The sequence below is a fragment of the Mycobacterium sp. IS-836 genome, from assembly GCF_001954275.1.
Taxonomy (GTDB): Bacteria; Actinomycetota; Actinomycetes; order Mycobacteriales; family Mycobacteriaceae; genus Mycobacterium.
The window spans coordinates 173,259-190,628 of record NZ_MBEU01000062.1; the positions used below are offsets into that span (position 1 = coordinate 173,259).

General features: G+C 67.8%; 17 protein-coding genes and 1 pseudogene. 3 read left to right on the plus strand and 15 right to left on the minus strand.

The genetic code is table 11. From position 1 onward, the window contains the following. Position 1: 1 nt before the first annotated feature. Complete coding sequence (locus A5747_RS17440) at positions 2 to 895, minus strand: TauD/TfdA family dioxygenase (protein ID WP_076126417.1); 894 nt, start codon at positions 893 to 895, stop codon at positions 2 to 4. A 61-nt stretch (positions 896 to 956) separates the two neighbouring features. Here A5747_RS17440 and A5747_RS17445 point away from each other — a divergent pair, with 61 nt between their 5' ends. Further along, entirely contained in the window at positions 957 to 1,523 is a 567-nt protein-coding gene (locus A5747_RS17445; protein ID WP_076126419.1) for a TetR/AcrR family transcriptional regulator, read from the plus strand. A gap of 4 nt (positions 1,524 to 1,527) precedes the next feature. Here the strand turns inward: A5747_RS17445 and A5747_RS17450 are convergent, their stop codons facing one another. The 10 genes and pseudogenes from A5747_RS17450 to A5747_RS17495 all read right to left on the minus strand — a co-directional run bounded on the left by A5747_RS17450 (position 1,528) and on the right by A5747_RS17495 (position 12,405). Continuing rightward, positions 1,528 to 3,903: a glycoside hydrolase family 65 protein gene (locus tag A5747_RS17450; protein WP_076126422.1), complete on the minus strand. Its 2,376-nt coding sequence runs from the start codon at positions 3,901 to 3,903 to the stop codon at positions 1,528 to 1,530. After that, positions 3,900 to 4,686, minus strand: a pseudogene (locus tag A5747_RS17455) (beta-phosphoglucomutase family hydrolase). Before A5747_RS17455 ends, A5747_RS17450 begins: the two are co-directional and overlap by 4 nt. A 155-nt stretch (positions 4,687 to 4,841) precedes the next feature. Next, positions 4,842 to 6,434 carry a PPE family protein gene (locus A5747_RS17460; RefSeq protein WP_076126426.1) on the minus strand — a complete coding sequence of 531 codons (1,593 nt, stop codon included), beginning with the start codon at positions 6,432 to 6,434 and terminating at the stop codon, positions 4,842 to 4,844. Positions 6,435 to 6,678: 244 nt separating this feature from the next. Further along, positions 6,679 to 7,191: a DUF6632 domain-containing protein gene (locus A5747_RS17465; protein ID WP_076126428.1), complete on the minus strand. Its 513-nt coding sequence runs from the start codon at positions 7,189 to 7,191 to the stop codon at positions 6,679 to 6,681. 51 nt (positions 7,192 to 7,242) lie between these two features. Then, positions 7,243 to 7,881 (minus strand): NAD(P)-dependent oxidoreductase, encoded by a 639-nt coding sequence (locus tag A5747_RS17470; protein ID WP_076126430.1) that lies wholly within the window; start codon positions 7,879 to 7,881, stop codon positions 7,243 to 7,245. Between the two features lie 30 nt (positions 7,882 to 7,911). Then, positions 7,912 to 8,331, minus strand: a complete 420-nt coding sequence (locus tag A5747_RS17475) for a hypothetical protein (RefSeq protein ID WP_076126432.1) — start codon at positions 8,329 to 8,331, stop codon at positions 7,912 to 7,914. Further along, positions 8,328 to 9,209: an alpha/beta fold hydrolase gene (locus A5747_RS17480; protein ID WP_076126434.1), complete on the minus strand. Its 882-nt coding sequence runs from the start codon at positions 9,207 to 9,209 to the stop codon at positions 8,328 to 8,330. The genes A5747_RS17475 and A5747_RS17480 overlap by 4 nt, the downstream gene beginning before the upstream one ends. Before the next feature lie 4 nt (positions 9,210 to 9,213). Continuing rightward, positions 9,214 to 10,017, minus strand: coding sequence for a class I SAM-dependent methyltransferase (locus tag A5747_RS17485; RefSeq protein ID WP_076126437.1), 804 nt, complete (start codon positions 10,015 to 10,017; stop codon positions 9,214 to 9,216). Next, on the minus strand, positions 10,014 to 10,838 hold the full coding sequence (locus A5747_RS17490; protein WP_076126440.1) for a class I SAM-dependent methyltransferase: 825 nt from the start codon (positions 10,836 to 10,838) through the stop codon (positions 10,014 to 10,016). Before A5747_RS17490 ends, A5747_RS17485 begins: the two co-directional genes overlap by 4 nt. Positions 10,839 to 10,869: 31 nt before the next feature. Then, positions 10,870 to 12,405 carry an MFS transporter gene (locus A5747_RS17495; protein ID WP_076126443.1) on the minus strand — a complete coding sequence of 512 codons (1,536 nt, stop codon included), beginning with the start codon at positions 12,403 to 12,405 and terminating at the stop codon, positions 10,870 to 10,872. A 79-nt stretch (positions 12,406 to 12,484) separates the two neighbouring features. Between A5747_RS17495 and A5747_RS17500 the strand changes: the two genes are divergently transcribed. Then, a complete protein-coding gene (locus tag A5747_RS17500; protein ID WP_076126445.1) occupies positions 12,485 to 13,126 on the plus strand; it encodes a helix-turn-helix domain-containing protein in 642 nt (213 codons plus the stop codon). Between the two features lie 8 nt (positions 13,127 to 13,134). Here the strand turns inward: A5747_RS17500 and A5747_RS17505 are convergent, their stop codons facing one another. Then, positions 13,135 to 13,788: a TetR/AcrR family transcriptional regulator gene (locus tag A5747_RS17505; protein ID WP_076126447.1), complete on the minus strand. Its 654-nt coding sequence runs from the start codon at positions 13,786 to 13,788 to the stop codon at positions 13,135 to 13,137. Positions 13,789 to 13,848: 60 nt separating this feature from the next. Here A5747_RS17505 and A5747_RS17510 point away from each other — a divergent pair, with 60 nt between their 5' ends. Then, positions 13,849 to 15,054, plus strand: coding sequence for an acyl-CoA dehydrogenase family protein (locus A5747_RS17510; RefSeq protein WP_076126450.1), 1,206 nt, complete (start codon positions 13,849 to 13,851; stop codon positions 15,052 to 15,054). A 13-nt stretch (positions 15,055 to 15,067) separates the two neighbouring features. On the opposite strand, the gene A5747_RS17515 is transcribed toward A5747_RS17510, so the two are convergent. The 3 genes from A5747_RS17515 to A5747_RS17525 are packed head-to-tail and all read right to left on the minus strand — an operon-like array spanning position 15,068 to position 17,323. Continuing rightward, positions 15,068 to 15,667, minus strand: coding sequence for a TetR/AcrR family transcriptional regulator (locus tag A5747_RS17515; protein WP_076126452.1), 600 nt, complete (start codon positions 15,665 to 15,667; stop codon positions 15,068 to 15,070). 12 nt (positions 15,668 to 15,679) lie between these two features. After that, a complete protein-coding gene (locus A5747_RS17520) occupies positions 15,680 to 16,516 on the minus strand; it encodes an SDR family oxidoreductase (RefSeq protein WP_076126454.1) in 837 nt (278 codons plus the stop codon). Between the two features lie 3 nt (positions 16,517 to 16,519). Next, the gene (locus A5747_RS17525; protein ID WP_076126457.1) at positions 16,520 to 17,323 is read right to left on the minus strand and encodes an SDR family oxidoreductase; all 804 of its coding nucleotides are present in this window, start codon (positions 17,321 to 17,323) and stop codon (positions 16,520 to 16,522) included. Positions 17,324 to 17,370: the final 47 nt, after the last annotated feature.

A 17,370-nucleotide genomic window follows, 5' to 3' on the forward strand; every position in this document is an offset into this window, starting at 1 on the left:
GTCAGCTGGCAATCACCTCGAGGGGTGCTCCGCTGACCACCCGGCTGCGCTCGCCGTGCACGCTGACGGGCACGTCGCCCATCAACGTCACCCGGTGCATGAGGCGGGGCTGGTTGTCGTAGTCGTCGACGGCCCGGTGCTGCGTCGCCCGGTTGTCCCAAATGGCAACGTCGCCCGGCGCCCAATTCCAGCGAATGGTGTTCTCGGGCATGGTGATTCGCCGTTGCAGCATTTCCAGCAGCAGGCCTGACTCGCGGTCGTCCAGGCCGACGAAGCCGCGCACGAAATCGCCGAGCACCAGGGTCCGCTCACCGGTCTCCGGGTGCACCCGCACCACGGGATGCTCGGTGCGGAAATCCGGCTTCTCGAACGCCTGCCGGAAGGCCCGCTGCGTGTCGGTCAGCGCCTCGTCGGTGACGTAGTCGTAGCGGTTGGTGTGCAGCGCCCACAGGTTGTCGACCAGGCACTGCAGCGGTTCGGGCAGGTTCGCGTAGGCCGCCGCTGTCGACGCCCACAAGGTCGAACCGCCGTAGCTGGGCAGGGTGACCGCGCGCAGGATCGAGGCCGCCGGGTAGTTGGCGGCGAACGTCACGTCGGTGTGCCAGCGCGTGGCCTTGCCGTATTCGGAGTTGATCGGCGTGATGACCGGCGCGTCCTTGGCGGCGAGCACCGACGCCGCCGGGTGGCCGATCGGCGTGCCCAGCAGGTGGGCGAACTCGAGCTGGCGCTGGTCGTCGAGGTGGTGCTGGTGGCGGAAGAAGATCACCTTGTGGGTCAGCAGCGCCTGGTGGATCGCCTCGACCGCGGTCGGGTCCAGGTCGCCGCCCAGGCGCACCCCGTCGACCCGGGCGCCGATGCGGCTGCCCAGCTTGGTGACGGTTACTGGCTGCGTCATTTTTGTGTCCTCTGTGTCATCGTAGGTGTAGTCAACTGACTACATACGCTACTGTAGTCATATGACTACACCTTCCGCAAGGGGCCGCTCGAAACCGCCCACCGGGCGGGAGGAGGTGGCGGCGGCGATCCTGGAAGCGGCCACCGACCTTTTCGCCGAGCGCGGCCCCGCGGCGACCTCGATCCGCGACATCGCCGCGCGATCGAGGGTCAACCATGGGCTGGTGTTTCGTCATTTCGGCACCAAGGAGAACCTCGTCGGCGCCGTGTTGGATCAGCTGGGCGCAAATCTGAAAGAGCGACTGCAGGCCGGCTCGACCGTCGGCGTTTTGGACGATGCCCTGGACCGGCAGATGCGGGTGATGGCCCGCACACTGCTGGACGGGTATCCGGCCGCCCAGTTGCAAAAGCACTTTCCGAACATCGCGGCCCTGCTGGACTTGGTGCGTCCACTGCATGAGAAGGACACCAGTGCGCGGTTAGCCGTGGCCAATGCCCTTGCGCTGCAATTCGGTTGGCGGTTGTTCGCGCCCATTCTGCGCTCGGCGACCGGTCTGGACGACATGCCCGAGCCCGAAATCCGCGAGGCGATCCGCACCGAGGTGGCCCGGATGGTTCAGCCGCACTGACGGCTCAGCTATCGGTCAACTGCTGGAGCATGCTGCGCCGGTGCACGGGCTCGCGGCCCGGGGGCTGGGGCGGCGCCGGCAGCAGCGGCTTGCGCCGGCGCACCGCGATGGTCGTCGGCTTCTCGGTGCTCAGTTCGAGGTCCTCGCCGGCATGCCGGATGGTCAGGTCGCCGCCGGGCCCGTCGCGCAGGGTATAGGTGACATCGGAGTGGTTGGCGTCGACGGTCACCCGGAAATCCCGCCACCGCAACCGGAACCGAAGTCGCGAAATGCCATCGGGCAGTTGCGGATCCAGGGCCAGGACACCCTCGTCGTCGCGCAGGCCGCCGAAACCGTTGATCAGCGCCATCCACGCGCCGGCCAAGGAAGCCATGTGCAGCCCGTCGCGGGTGTTGCTGTGCAAGTCGCGCAGGTCGATCAGCGCGGCCTCGTAGGCGTAGTCATGCGCCAGCTCCAGATGCCCGACCTCGGCGCACATCACCGCCTGGGTGCAGGCCGACAGTGACGAGTCGCGCACCATGCGGCGCTCGTAGTAGTCGACGTTGCGGGCCTTCTGCTCGGCCGTGAACGCGTGGCTCTGCAATTGCATCGCCAGCACCAGGTCGGCCTGCTTGATCACCTGCGCGGGATAGAGCCGCACATACGCTTCGTGCAACAGCAGCGGATAGGTCGTGTTGGCTTCAAAGTCCCACTCCGCGAAGGTGGTAAAGCCTTCGCACTGCTGATGGACTCCCAGTTCTTCGTCGTAGGGAATGTTGACCGCGCCGGCCGCATCACGCCACGAGGCGGCCTCTTCGGTGGAGACGCCCAGTTCTGCCGCCTTCTCGGGATGGCGGTTGCACGCGTCGGCGGCGACGAGCAGGTTGTGTGCGGCCATCAGGTTGGTGAAGACGTTGTCGCGGACGATCGCCGTGTATTCGTCGGGACCGGTGACCCCGTCGAGGTGCCAGACGCCGTGGCGGTCGTGGTGCCCGAGCGACATCCACAGCCGCGAGGTCTCGACCAGAACGTTCAGACCGCACTCGGCCTCCAGCGATTGGTCGCCGGTGACGACGCGATACCGCTCGAAGGCCATCGCGATGTCGGCGTTGATATGCCAGGCCGCGGTGCCCGCCGGCCAGTACGCCGAGCACTCCTGGCCGCGAATGGTGCGCCACGGAAAGGCGACACCCTCCAGGCCGAGTTCGGCGGCCCGGTCCCGGGCCAGATCCATCGTCGAGGCCCGCCATCGCAGGGCATCGGCGACCGCGTGGGGCGCGGTATAGGTGAGCACCGGCAGCACGTATCCCTCGGTGTCCCAGAAGGCGTGGCCGTCGTAGCCGGTTCCGGTGAGCCCCTTGCTGGGAATCGCGCGGCGTTCGGCGCGCGCACTGGCCTGCAACAGGTGGAACAGTCCGAAGCGCACCGCTTGCTGCGATTCGGAATCGCCCTCGACCTCGACGTCGGCGCTCTCCCAGAAGTTGTCGAGGTAGGAGCGCTGCGCGTCCAGCAATCCCTGCCACCCGGTGTAGCGCGCGCTGTGCAGCGCCGCGGCGGCCTGGTCGCGCAGCGCCGGGCGCGAACGCAGGCTCGACCAGCCATAGGCCAGATATTTGACGATCCGCAGCTTTTGGCCCGGGCGCAGCCCGCAGATCACGGTGGTGCGCGCCAGGTCCTCGCGCGCGTCGGTGGTGACCTCGACACGTCCGGGCACGTCGATCTCGTGATCCATCGCGGCGGCCATCATCAGCGCGCTGCTTCGGGTCCGGTGCATGAGAAGCGCGCCGTACTCGGTCTTTTCGTGGTCGACGGCCTCGAGCGGATTGTCCAGGATGGCCGCCACCCGGGGGTCGGCCGACGTCGTCGGCTGATCCTCGTTGGTGACGAGCTCGGACTGCACGGTCACGCGAACGAATTCATCGACGGCCTCGACGACGTACTCGATGGCCGCGACGCTGCGTTGCGCCAGCGACACCAGCCGGGTGGACACCACCTTGACCTGCTTGCCCGAGGGCGAGCACCAGTGCGCCCGGCGGGTCAGCGTCCCGGCGCGCAGGTCGAGGGTCCGCTCATGCGAGAGCAACTTGCCGTACCGGACATCGAAGGGCTCGTCCCCGACGAGCAGGCGAAAGATCTTGCCATTTGTCACGTCGACGACGGTCTGCCCGGCCTCCGGATAGCCGTATCCGGCCTCGGCGTACGGCAGGGGCCGGATTTCGTAGAAGGAGTTCAGGTAGGTGCCCGGCAGGCCGTGCGGCTCGCCCTCGTCGAGGTTGCCGCGCAACCCGATGTGCCCGTTGGACAGGGCGAACAGGGATTCCGACTGGGCGATCAAGTTCAGGTCGAGCTTGGTTTCGCGGACCTGCCACGGTTCGACGGGGAACGCTTCCTGGGTGATCATGACTGCAGCAATTCGGCCAGATCGGTCACCACGACGTCGGCGCCGTTGCGCCGCAAGTCCTCGGCCTGGCCCACTCGGTCGACGCCCACCACGAAGCCGAAGTTACCGGCGCGACCGGCCTGCACGCCGGATAACGCGTCTTCGAACACGGCCGCCGCGTCGGCCGGGACGTCAAGCAGCTGTGCTGCCCGCAGGAAGGAGTCGGGGGCGGGCTTGCCGGCGATGTGCTCGTCGCGCAGCGTGATCCCGTCCACCCGCTGCTGGACGAACCGGTCGAGCCCGGTGATCTCGAGCACGTCACGGGTGTTGGCGCTCGAGGACACCACCGCAATGCCGAGGCTCGCCGCCGAGGCCGCTTCCAGATAGCGCCGCGACCCTTCGAACACCTTGACCCCGTCGTCGTGCAAAACCTTCTGGAACATCTCGTTCTTGCGGTTGCCCAGGCCGTAGACGGTGTCGGCGCCGTCGGGATCGTCGGGACTCCCTTCGGGCAGCTGGATACCGCGGCTGCTCAGAAACGACCGGACGCCGTCCTCACGCTTCTTGCCGTCGACGTACTTCCGGTAGTCCGCCGCCTCGTCGAACGGGACGAACTTTTCGCCAGTGTCCTTGGCCCGTTGGGAAAGGTAGGCGTCGAACATGGCCTTCCAGGCCTTGGTGTGCACGCTCGCGGTGTCGGTGAGCACACCGTCGAGGTCGAACAGGCAGGCACGCACCTTTTCGGGCAGACCCAGCACGGCGGATCCTTACTCTTGGGCTTGTCGGGCGATACCACTTCACCATGTCGACATGTTCGTCGCCACCGATCGGCGGGTATTGGGGTGGGGGACCGGACGCCGGTGTGCGCTGGCGGCGAGGATGCCGGAGTCGGCGACGAAGGCTTGCAGGCCCAGCGGCTCGGCGGCCGGGCCAGCATGACCGCCGCCGGATTGGTGACCTCAGCCCGCGCTGTCGTGCGCCCCGTTGCCGTCCTCCGGAGCCCAGGTGCGTGGGATCATCGGCATGCTGGGTCCGTCGCCGAATTCATCACCGGCCAGGGTGGTCAGGCCCGCCGGGGCGGCGGCTTTCTTGCGTGCCGTGCCGGCGAAGCCCTGGTTCCCGGCGCCGCGTTCCGACGCCGTCGTCGCCGGCTCATCCCATTCGGGATCGACGTCGACATTCATGTCCATGAACTCGGCTCCATAACCACGCTGTCGCGCCCGCTGGCGCCGCCTGGTGCGCGCCGCTTCACCGACCGCCGCCGCGGAGAAGGCCGCAGCCGAATCAGGCTCCGGCGCCTTCTTTTTCGCACTGGCAGCAGCGGACGCACTCATGCCCGAACCAAACCCGACACCGGGAGGCGCAACGGCATACGGAGGCACGGATGGGGCCGCAGCCGAGGCCGCCGGCGCGGGCGGTGCCGGGCTGGCCGCCGTGGTCGCTGCGGGAGCAGGCGCAGGGGCGGGTGCCGACGCGGTGGCCGCGGCAGGCGCGGCGGCCGGGGTCGTGCCGAGCGCCGCCGGCAGGCTGGGCGCTGCAGCAGCGGGTGGGGCTGCCGGCGCCGGCACGGGCGCAGGCGGCGCCGACAGCGGGGCCAGCCCCGCAAAACCGCCCAGCGCTCCGAAGGGGGCCACCGCGAGGAGCGCGGGAACCAAAAACAACTGCGGCTGCGTCGGAAGCCAACTACCGAGCTGGGCCAAGTGAGTCGGCCAGTCGAGCAGCACGAGGTTGGTGATGAACTCGAAAGCCGCCGCCGGGTTTTCCTGCAGCAACGCCCCAAACTGTTGAAAATCCGAAAAAAGTTCGAGGGCTCGAGCCACCCACCAGAGCAAGTCTCCTGGATTGGTATAGGCCTCGAAAGGCAGTCCGTTGAGCGTGCCCTCGACGGGATCCCAGTCGATTCCAAACAGCCGCAGGATCTGGGCGACGAACTGATTGAGGGGGCTGTCGAACCCGTGGTCGTGGTCATGGTGGTCATCGTCTTGCTCGTGGTCGTCTTCTACGGCGGTATCGGATTTCAGGATCTGCGGCGGAGGGGCTGTCGGCGGTGTGGCCGCCACCGCGGCCGTGGAGACGGCCTGGTAAGTCGCCATCGTGGCGGCGGCCTGAACCCACATCCGCGCATAGTCGGCCTCGTTGACCGCGATCGGAATCGTATTGATACCAAAGAAATTCGTCGCCACCAGCGCGCCGTGGACTGCGTGGTTGGTGGCTAGCTCCGGCAGCGTCGGCATCGCCGCCAACGCGGCGGTGTAGGCCGTGCCCGCCGTCTCATGTTGTGCGGCCGCCGCGTCGCTGTGCGCGCTGGCCTGCGCCAACCACGCCAGATACGGGGCATGCGCGGCCACGTAGGACTCCGCGCTCGGACCCTGCCACGCCCCGGCCTGCGTCGAGGCCAACACCGCGCTGAGTTCTTCTGCCGCGGAAGCGTATTCGGCGCTCATCGAGCTCCACGCGGCGGCCGCTGCGAACAGAGACGCCGGCCCCGGGCCGCTGCTCAGCAACCCCGAGTGCACCTCGGGCGGAAAGGCCATCCAAATCGGTGCGGTCATCGATGGACGCCCCCGCTGCGGGCGGCGATCAGCGGGGTGGTTGCGGCAGGCAACGTCATCACGGCAACTCCTGGGCTGGGCGCTTGCAGAACCATCGCGACGGTATTTGAAAATGATTGTCGTTATCAATGCCAGCCGCAAACCTCATACCAAAGGCATAAGCTCACCTCGGCCCGACAATCCGCAAGCCGCTTCGGCGGCGGAAGCGCACCATCTCCGCCGGGCGCTCGAGAGCCGCCACAGATCACCTGTCGTTGCTCGGCTCATCCGTACCGAACGAGGGGCGGACATCCCGGCCTGGCCGCTGGAGTTTCGCGCCGCGCGCCCACAGAAAAATACCCACAGCAAGAATCAGCACGAACGGTATGTCGGTGAGGAACTTGCTCCAGTAGTGGTCGAATTCAGAGGCCGCCTGCACGATCATCAGGCCACCGTGTGCCAGGTTGGCCCACGCTGTGAAGCGCAGGAACGACGCATAGCTGTATGGGTGTGCGGCGGCGATCAGGAGGAACACACCCCAGACGATGTAGATCACCATCAGCATCGGCGGAACGTGCATATGCTCGCTGCCGCAACGAACATCGTTCCAGATCGTCCAGTTCAAAGCCCCGCCGTGTTCGGCCAGTAGCGGGGATTGCGCGAGGAATCCCACGATGAGCAGACCGAAGATCGTGAGCGTCAAGACACCGTAGATGCGCAGAAACACTTTGAATGCCAAGCCCTTTCCTGGCACGCGTTCGCTGTTGATTGCACTCATCGAACTTCCCTTCATTTTCAATTTGTGGTGGGTTGGCAGATCAAGGCGCGATCAGTAGGCGACGGTGAAGAGCGCTCGGTGATGCCTCGGGTTGTCGATCTCGTCGACAAAGGCGATGGCATAGTCGGCGCCGCCGATGTGGGAGTTGCCCTCGGCGTCGACGAGCAGCACGTCTTCCCCGACGCGGAAGGTCCCCGTGCGCTCGCCGCGGTTTTCGGAGTTGTACGCCGCCGGCGGGGAAAGGCTGAACCAATCCACGCCTTCGGGCAATTCGCGCAGTCGCGCCAGCACCTCGGCATGCGCGATGCCATCCTCCCTGTACTCCTCGGGGAAGAGCGGCGTGTCCAGCGCGGGTGGCCCACTGGGTGAAACCCGCAGGTTGCCCGCACCGCCCACCACGGCAATGCGCGCCGCGTTGTCAGCGGCAATTCGCCCCAGTTCCGGTATGTGGTCGGCCAGGCCGGTGCGATGCGCCGGCACGGCAACTACGACTACGTCCGCGTCGGCCGCGATATCGCGGACGAACTGCTCATCGAACAGTGAACCCCGCCGGACGTCCATGTCGGTGCGGCCGGCCAACGGGCCGGTGTCGCGGGCCACCGCGATCACCCGGTGCCCGCGGGAGAGCGCCTCGTTGGCGATGTTCCCGCCGGAGTAGCCGGTCGCCCCGAAAATCGCAATTGTTGTCATGTCGGTATGGAGGCGACGAGGAGCGGAAACTCATCGGCGGCGCCGGACCGGAAGCCAGCACGCCGCGAGCGGGACGGTGGTGAGCACTCCGAGCGCGAGGACTCCGGCGATGTGCTGGTGTTCGTCGTGCATGGCGACGGCCATGACGAGCATGGCGGCGAAGTGGGCGGCGTTCGCGGTGAGATTGAAATCAAGGAACAGCCGGTTGGCGAGTGGGTCGCGCGCCGACGCGAACAGAAAGAGCGCCCAGACGATGTAGACGGTGGCGAACATGACCGCGACCGAGTCGCCGCCCGCGCCCCAGTCGAAAAGCCGGGCGAAAAACGGCGGCAAGGTGCCGATGTGATGCGTGCTCGCCAGGACGAGGTCGGGCACGAAGAAGAGCAGATACCCGATCGCGGTCAGCCGGATCATCAGCGGAAGCCAAGCCGAGGCGCGGGTTTGGTTCATGCGCGGGCGGTTTCCCGGATGACGCGGACCATGTCGGCCGGACGCTCCAGCGCGGAGAAGTGACCCGCGCCGGGCACCGTGACTGGGTCGACGTTCAGCAGGCGAGCGACCCGTTCGCGTTCGGCGGGGCGCGACCAGTCGCGTTCGCTGTAGACCAGTCTCACCGGCACGCTCACCTCCGGGTAGCGCACCCGTGCGGCGATGAACCCCTTGAGGCTGCGCATGATTGCGCGGGCCACCCTCGGGTAGCCGCGTCTGCGGCCGCTGCGGCGCAGCTCGACGAGGAAGTCCTTCGGCAGCGCGCCGCGATCGGCGAAGCCGCCGGCCAGCACTCCTTTGAGGATGAGGCGGTTTTCCAGTGCGGCGAAGATCGGTCCGGAGCCGGGAAGGCGGACGGCCGTCCCGATCACGCTTGCGAACCAGTTGCCCCGTTCCAGTCCGCTCGGGTAGTCGTACGGGTTGAACGCGATCACGTTGCGCACGTTGTCCGGCAGCTCGATCGACGCCGACAGCGCGACCGCGGCACCCATCGATTCGCCGGCCAGCGTGACGTCACGCAGGTCGAGCGCCCTCACGAATTCCACTACGGCGCTTCGCAGTTCCGGCTCGCTGTAGCGGGCGTCGGCTGGGATGTCGGACCAGCCCATGCCTGGGAAGTCCAGGGCATAAACCGTGAATTCGTCCCAGAGCGCGGGGATGACTCGCTGGAAGTAGTCCAGCTGCGTGCGGACCGTGTGCAGCAGGACCAGCGGCGGGCCGGTTCCCGCGGTGAAGTAGCGCAGCCGCGAGCCGTCGGAGCGGCGGAGAAACTTGACCTCGCCGCGGCCACCGGCCCATGCGGTCGTGTACTTATGGTCCGCAATGTCGTTGCGTTGCATGACCTTAACCTCCGCCGACTGCCTGGATGACACGAAGCCGTCCGTCGGCCAGGGCTTGGGTGAGGTTCTCGGCCTTGCGCCCGAAGTCGGTGACGAAGGCGTGCAGGCCCAGCGGATTGGCGGGCTGCGCCAGCAGGGCTTGCATGAGCGCGGCCGCCTGGTCGGTGAGATCGTTCCAGTGCTCGACCGAGAATCCGGCCGACTCGACGGCGGACCGCAATGCTTCGGCGGTGACCAGCTGGCTGTGGCCGGGATGGTCGGCCCACGGCAGCGGATAGTCGAGGTCGCCATGGTCGCCAATGGTGATGTCCCACATGGCCAGCCGGCCGCCGTCCGTCAGCACTCGCCGCGCCTCGGAGTACAAGCGAGCTTTGTCGGCGACGTTCATCTGGACGTGCTGGCTGATGGCGACGTCGAAGGTGCCGTCGGCAAACGGGAGGTCGGTGACGTCGGCCTGGCGGACGCTGATCAGGTCGTCGAGTCCGACCAGGCGATTGAGCCAACGACTGGTGTCGCAGTATTCGTCGGTGAGATCGACGGCATCGACGGTGCACCCGTAACGGTCGGCGACGTAGCGGGCGGTGCCGCCGACCCCGCTGCCGGCGTCGAGCACCCTACTGGCGTTGGTGATCCGCGCCAGGTCCACCAGCTGGCCGGTGGCGATGCGACCCATCGTGTGGAAGTCCTCCAGCAGGGCCAGGTCGGCGGGCGCGAGGTGGTTGAGGTCCTTGCCCGCGGCGCGCAGGGCCCGCTCGATGTTGTTGCGCGACAGGCCGGTCGAGTACTGCTCGATGATCGTGTCGTTCATTTCTGCACCTCTGTCCAGGCGGTGATGATGGAGGGCATGGTGATGAGGGCATTGGCCGCCAGCGCCTCCTCGCGGAAACGCGGGACGAACTGGCCCATGTCGTCGAGATCGTCGAGACCAAAGCCCCCCTGTTCTGCGATGGGCGAGACGAGCCGCCAGACTTCCGCGCCGTAGGCGAGGATGTCGGCCTCGGCGGCGGTCCCGATCGGCGCGCCGATGGTCAGCCGCGGCGCGCCCAGGCCGGCCTCGGCGAAGACGGCGTGCAGCGTGCTGCCGAACCGCGGGCTGATGCCCATGTCCTCGAAGGCGCGGACGATGCCCGCAATCACTCGGCTGAACAGCGGGAGCTCCGGGACGCTGCGCGCCCGAGTGATGTCGATCTCGGCGAACGCGATCACGCCGCCGGGACGCAGCAACGAGCTGAGGTGCCGCAGCGTGGCGGCCGGGTCGGGCAGGTGCATCAGGATCAGCCGGCCGATGACCGCGTCGACCGGTTCGTCCAGGGTGAGCGCGTCGATGACCGCTTGTGTGAAATGCACTGTGGACAGGCCTTTTTCGGCGGCGCGGGCGCGGGCCAGTTCGACCATGGCGGGTGCGGCGTCGACGCCGAGTACGCTTCCCGTCGGCCCGACCAGCCGGGCGGCGACGAACGACACGTCGCCGGGGCCGCTGCCGATGTCGAGCACCCGCATGCCCGGGCGCAGCCCGGCGAGCCGCAGCGCGTGCTCCGTATAGCCGTCGTACAGCCGTCCCTGCAGGAGCAGCCGCTGCACCTCCGCGTCGGCGTGGCCGAGGACGTACGTGCTGTCTGATGTACCCATGGGTTTCGTGCCTTTCTGTGTGGGAGCGGTTTTAGGCGTTGGCCAGTTCGGGTGACGGCGTCGCTTGCCGCTCGCGTGCCGGCAACAGCCAGGCCACGACGATCGCGGCGCCCAGCGCGATGCCCGCGCAGACGAGTGAGCTCACCTGGAGGCCGTCCAGGAATGCGTTGTCGACGGCGGCCCGGACATAGCCGGCCTGGTGCGCTGGTAGCTGTTCGATCACCCGGTGAGCGAACGCCATCGAGTGCCGCATCGCGTCGGCCGGCAGGCCGGTCAGCGCGGCGGACGAGAGATGTCCCGAGTACACCGACGCGAATATGCTGCCGGCGATGGCCACGCCGAGGGTGCCGCCCAGCTCGCGCGTGGTGTCGTTGACGGCCGAGCCGACGCCGGCCTTGTCGACGGCCAGCGATCCCATGATCGCCTCGGTGGCCGGGGCGGTGGTCAGGCCGAGCCCGCCGCCGAGCAGCACCATCTGCAGGGCGATCTCGGTGTAGGGCGTGGCGGCGTCCGCCGTGGACGCCCACGCGAGCCCGGCGGCGAACACGATGAGGCCGGCGGCGACGACGGTGGTGGTGCCGATTCGTTGGACCAGCCGGGGGCCCAGGATGCTCGCCAGCGCGATCAGGGCGGCAACCGGCAGCAATCGCACGCCACTCTGAAATGCCGTGTAGCCCTTGATGAATTGGAAGTACTGGGTGATCACGAAGATGAAGCCGAACAACGTCAGGAAGCCGGCGGTCACCGCGAGGCTGCCGCCGGAAAACCGGCGGTTGAAGAACACCGAGACGTCCAGCATCGGATGGGTGCTGCGCCGCTCCCACAGCGCGAACGCGGCGAGGACGGCCGCGGCGAGGGCAAACCCGGCCACGGTCCGGCCGTTGGTCCAGCCCCACGTCGGCGCCTCGATGACGGTGTAGACCAGCGCCGTGATACCGGCCGCGGACAGGATTAGGCCGGGCACGTCGACGCGCGGTGCCGCCGGGTCGCGTGAGGTGGGAACGAACAGGATGCCGCCGACGATGGCCAGCGCCGCGATGGGGATGTTCACCATGAAGATCGAGCCCCACCAGAAGTGTTCGAGCAGCCAGCCGCCGCTGATCGGCCCCACGGCCACCCCGACGCCCACCATGGCCGCCCACAGCCCGATGGCCTTGGCGCGCGGCACCGGGTCGGTGAAGATGTTGGTGATCAGGCCCAGTGTGGTCGGGAAGATCACGGCCGCGCCCACGCCCATGGCGGCGCGAGCCGCGATCAGGGCGTCGGCCGAATTCGCTTGTGCCGCAACGGCAGATGTCAGCGCGAACACCGCGAGCCCGGAGTTGAGCCAGGCCCGCCTTCCATAACGGTCGGACAGGCTGCCGGCCGACAGCAGCAGGCCGGACATGACCAGGGTGTAGGCGTCGACGATCCATTGCAGCTGGGCGGTGTCGGCGCCGAGCTGACGCGACAGCGTGGGCAGCGCGACGTTGACGATGGTGGCGTCGACGCTGATGACGAAGACGCCGAGGCAGATGACGGCGAGCGCGGAAATCGGGTGGTTTCGGAATATCGGTTCGGTACGCATGGACAAGAGACTAAACTTGATAGACAAATAAATCAAGTAGAAACTTGAAAAAGATGTCCATCGCAGGTAGGGTGGTGTTATGCCCGCCCGCAGGAACTACAACCAGAACTGCCCGATCGCCCGCGGCCTCGACGTCCTCGGCGAGCGGTGGACGCTGCTGATCCTGCGCGAGCTGGTCGGCGGGCCCCGCCGCTACGGCGATCTGCGCGACGAGTTGCCCGGCATCGCGACCAACCTGCTGGCCGAGCGACTCAAGGAACTCCAGGACGCCGGGCTCGTCGACCGCGCAGACCTACCCGCCCCGATCGGCCGCACCGTGTACACGCTCAGCGACCTGGGCTGGCAGCGGGTGCTGCCGATCCTGCGGAGCATCGCGTGGTTCGGGCTGGACTGGCTGGACCCGATCGGGGATGGGCCGGCATCGCCGCTGAACGGGTTCCTGGCGGGCATCCTGCTGGGCTTCGACTCGGGTGCCGCGGCCGGCTTGGAGGCGACTTGCCGCATCGAGATCGACGGCCGCCGTTTCGAGTTCGCCGTCACTGAGGGTCGCCTCGCCGGGGCGCGCGGAGAGCCCGCGGTGACCATCACCGCCGGCGCGGCGGACCTTGTCAACGCCCGGCTCGGGTCAACCGACGCCAAGCGCAAGGCGGCGCTGCGCCGCATCGACTTCGCGGGCGACCCGGGCGCCGTCGACGCGGTGCGTCGGGCGTTTTCGTTGTAGGCCGCGGGTCAATGCCGGTTTTCGAGCAGTGCATCAATCAGCGCATCGGCGATGAACTTGCCGTAGCGGGCGGCCGACCAACCGCGTTCCAGTACGAGAAGCTCGTAAAGCTCGGGCGCGTGATACGTCCATAGGACATCGCGCGCCTGTCTGGCGCTGACCCGTAGCTGTCCGGTGCCGGCGAGGTCGGAGGCGAACATTGTCATGGCCGTGAGGGTTTCGCTCCGGATCTGCTTCCAGACCGTCGCAGCGTCCTGGGACGACGCGGCGCCATCGCGTGCGAGTAGCTGCACCGGAGCGCTGCGCGGCATCGTGGAGGCCAGGTGCTTGGCGTAGATCTCGATCTTGGCGGCGGCCTCGGGCGCGTTGAGCACGTTCTGGATCACGTCTCGCTGGACCATGGGGATCGGTTCGTCGTCACCCGCGACGGACACGTCGAACAGTGCTTTCAGCACGCCCGCCTTGGTCGCGAACGCCTTGTACACGGTCTCGACCGACACGCCGGCGTCCTTTGCGATCTCTGCAATGGTCGTCGCCGCGTAACCGTGGGCCAGGAAGCGCTTTCGCGCGGCCGCAAGCACCGCGCCTCGGTTCTGGAGGGCCTGTTGGCGACGACGGGTCGAGTCGTAGCGGCGCGGGGGCTGGCTCTTGACAGATCCCATATTTCAGTACATGCTCCTGTATCTATTACAGTTTACTGTATCAGACGTAGGGAGCCAGCCATGACAACCGCGACACGCACCCCCGCCACCCTGTCGGACGGCGACCACTCCACGGCGGTAGCGCGTGCCCTGGCGCCCGAAATCACGCAGCGAGCCGACGAGGCCGAGGCCCTCGGGACATTGCCGATCGACCTGGTCGAGCGGCTGCGGACGGCCGGCATCTTCCGTGCCTTGCAACCGCGCTCGCTTGGCGGCTTTGAAGTGGCTCCCGTCGAGTTCATCCAGATGGTCGAGGAACTGGCGCGTGCCGACGGCTCGACGGGATGGATCGCGGCCATCGGTGCCGGCGCCCCGGCATTCTCGGCTTGGCTCGAGCCTGCCGTCGCCAGAGAACTGTTCGGCTCGAACGCCGACTTTCTGGCGGCCACCGTGTTCGCCCCCACCGGGCGGGCTGTTCCCGATGGCGACGGTCGGTTCGCCGTCGAGGGCCGATGGCCGTTTGCCAGCGGTTGTCGCCACGCCGAATGGTTGCTGGCCGGGATGTTCGTGTTCGATGGCTTCGACGGCCAGGCGCCGCGAATGATTCCCGGCCAGGGCCCGGACTGGCGCCTCGCGTTCTTTCCGCGCGCCGACGCCGAAATCGTGGACAACTGGGACGTTTTGGGGCTGCGCGCCACGGGCAGCAATGACGTGCTCGCCCGAGGGCTGCACGTTGCCGAAGAACACACCATCCGCCCGTTCTTCGAGCCGGCCCGCCAGGACGGCCCGTTGTGGAGACTGGCGTTCTTCACACTGGTCGGAGTCGCCTTGGTCGGTGTCCCGCTCGGGATCGCGCGGCGCGCGCTCGACGAGTTCACCGACCTCGCGACGACAAAGACCCGTGCCGGCACCTTCGAGCCGCTCGCCCAGGACCCTGTCGCGCAGGTCGAGTTCGCCGGTGCCGAAGCGGCTTGGCGGTCGGCGCGGGCCTTCGTTCTCGACGAGGCCGGCGCCCTGTGGGACACCGCGCTCGCGGGCGACGCACCGTCGCTACAGCAGCGCGCCCGTTTCCAGCTCGCCGCCCAGCAGGCGATGCGCGCGGCGCGCCACGCGGTCGACACGACGTTCGGCCTGACCGGTGCGGGGGCGGTGCACGCGACCCATCCGCTGCAGCGATGCTTCCGGGATTTGCACACCGTCGGTCAGCACGTGTACTTCAGCCCGTCCGCCCTGAAGCGGTATGCCAACACCCAATTCGGTATCACCCAACCCACCCACTTGATGTGACACCCACGCCCCGTCAGACCTCCAACCCGTTGATCCACTTCTCCAGCCGCCGGGCTTCGCGGGCCATGATTTCCGGCTGGGCCAACGCATTGGTCAGGAGCGCGCTGCCCTCGTAGGCGATGACAAGTTGGTGCGCCAGATCGCGGGCGTCGCGGCGACCCATGGCGCGGAATTGCCGCTCGGCCCAGTCCAGCAGGGTCTGCATGAGCGGAGCGGTCAGGGCGGGCGATCGGCCCGACTGGTTCGCGAGCTCGGTGCACAGGGTCCCCAACGGGCAGCCGTGGTCGGCGACCGTGTCTCGGGAGTCGGCCAACATGCCCACGAGCGCCTTGAGCCGCGCCTTCGGGCTACCGTGCCGGCGTTGCACGGCCGCGGTGGCGGATCGGATTTCGTCGGTGCGCGCCTCGACGACCGCGGCCACGATGTCGTCCTTGCTCTTGAAGTAGTAGTACACGTTGCCCAGCGGCACTTCGGCGGCCTCGGCGATGTGCGCGAGTGTGGTGCCGGCGATGCCCTGGCGGTAGAACAGGTCGCACGCCGCGGCAATCAGTCGCTCTCGCTTGCCCGTGGGCACCGCCGAGGCGGCTTCGTCGGCGTCGGTTAAGTCAGCCATATCACTCACGGACTATAGACGGCACGCATCCATGCTCAGCGCCCACAACAGGTTCCGGTTCTCCTGCGTGTTGCAGGAGGTCTTGACGCTCTTTGCCTTAGCACGCGCGAAGTATTGGCCTGAGTGCTGCGCCCGCCGCGCGGAGGAGGCAAGGTCCACCGAAGTCGCGGCGCCCTTGTCGGGGGAGATCGAAAACGGCAGCGCCGCATAGGACATCGCACGCAGGGCTCCGGGGGCATGCCGCATCATCGGTGTCCTGACGATCCCGGGATGCGCGGCGTTCGCGGTGATCCGCGTCGACGCCAGCCGGTGCGCCAACTCGATGGTGAACAACAGCACGAGCAGCTTGGAGGCCGCATACGCGCGGAGGGCCGAAAATCGTTGCTCGCCTTGCAGGTTGTCCGGTTCGAACTTGCCTACGCGGTACACGCTCGAGCTCAGGTTGACGATCCTGCCCTGCCGGCTCCTCTTCAGTTCGTCGAGCAGCAAGTGGGTGAGGTAGAACTGCGAGAGGTAGTTGACCTGAAAGGTCGTCTCGTAGCCGTCCTCGGTCAGGGTGCGCCGCGTCATGACGATCCCGGCGTTGTTGATCAGCACGTCCAGCCGCGGGTAGCGGACCGCGAACGTGTCGGCCAGCCGTTGCTGCTGGGCGAGGGACCTGAGGTCGGCGGTGAGGTAGTCGACGTCGTGGTTACCGGTGGACGCGACGATTTCCCTTGTGACGCTTGCCGCCTTGGCTTCGTTGCGCGCGGCGAGGACGACCGCGTAACCCCTCGCGGCGAGGGCTGTCGCGCTGACCTTGCCGATGCCGTCGGTGGCCCCGGTGATCAGGCAGATCGGTTTGTCCATGAGCTACTGGGCGGCCGCGTCGAGCTGCGAGGGCCGCGCCAACATGCGCGACATCATCGAGCGGGTCAACGCCGCCGGCACCAGCGCGGCGCTGACCCGGTTGATGCGGCCCGGTATGCAGTTGGCGCGGTTGCGCTGTAGTGCGCGCAGCGCCTCGCGGGCGCAGTCGTCCGCCGCCATGGGCGGTATCGGCAGTTTGTCGGGGTCCAGGCGCAACTCGGCCAGCACCGGGGTGCGGGTGGGTCCCGGGTGCAGGACCGTCACGTGCACGCCGTGCTTGGCCAGCTCGCCGTGCAGGCCGGCGCCGAAGCTGGTCACGTAGGCCTTGGTCGCCGCGGTATGCGCCATGTAGGGCACGCCGTGGATCGCGCCGAGCGCCGACACCAGAATGATGCCGCCGCGGCCGCGCCGCGCCAGCCGTTGACCGAAGTGGTGGCTCAGGCCCAGGTGCGCGGCGGTGTTCAGCCGCAGGACCGCGCGCTGCGCCTGCAGATCGGACGTCAGGAAGGCCCCAGGCAACGCCAGGCCGGCGTTCGACACCAGCAGGCCGACGTCAATGTCGTTGGTGGCCTCCGCGATTGGGGTCAGCATGCCCGGCTCGGACAGGTCGACGGCGAGGGCGCGATAGTCCACACCGTGGCGCTCCGCCAGCTCCGCGCCGACGTCCCGCAGCACGTCCAGGCGCCGGGCGACCAGCACCACGTTGATGCCCGCCACGGCGAGCTGGCTGGCGAACTCGCGCCCGATTCCCGATGATGCGCCCGTCACGACGGCCCAAGGGCCGAATTGGTGTGCGTTGATGCCCATGGCGATGGCCTTTCTTCCTGTCCGAGCAAGCTAGTTAGCCAACTTAC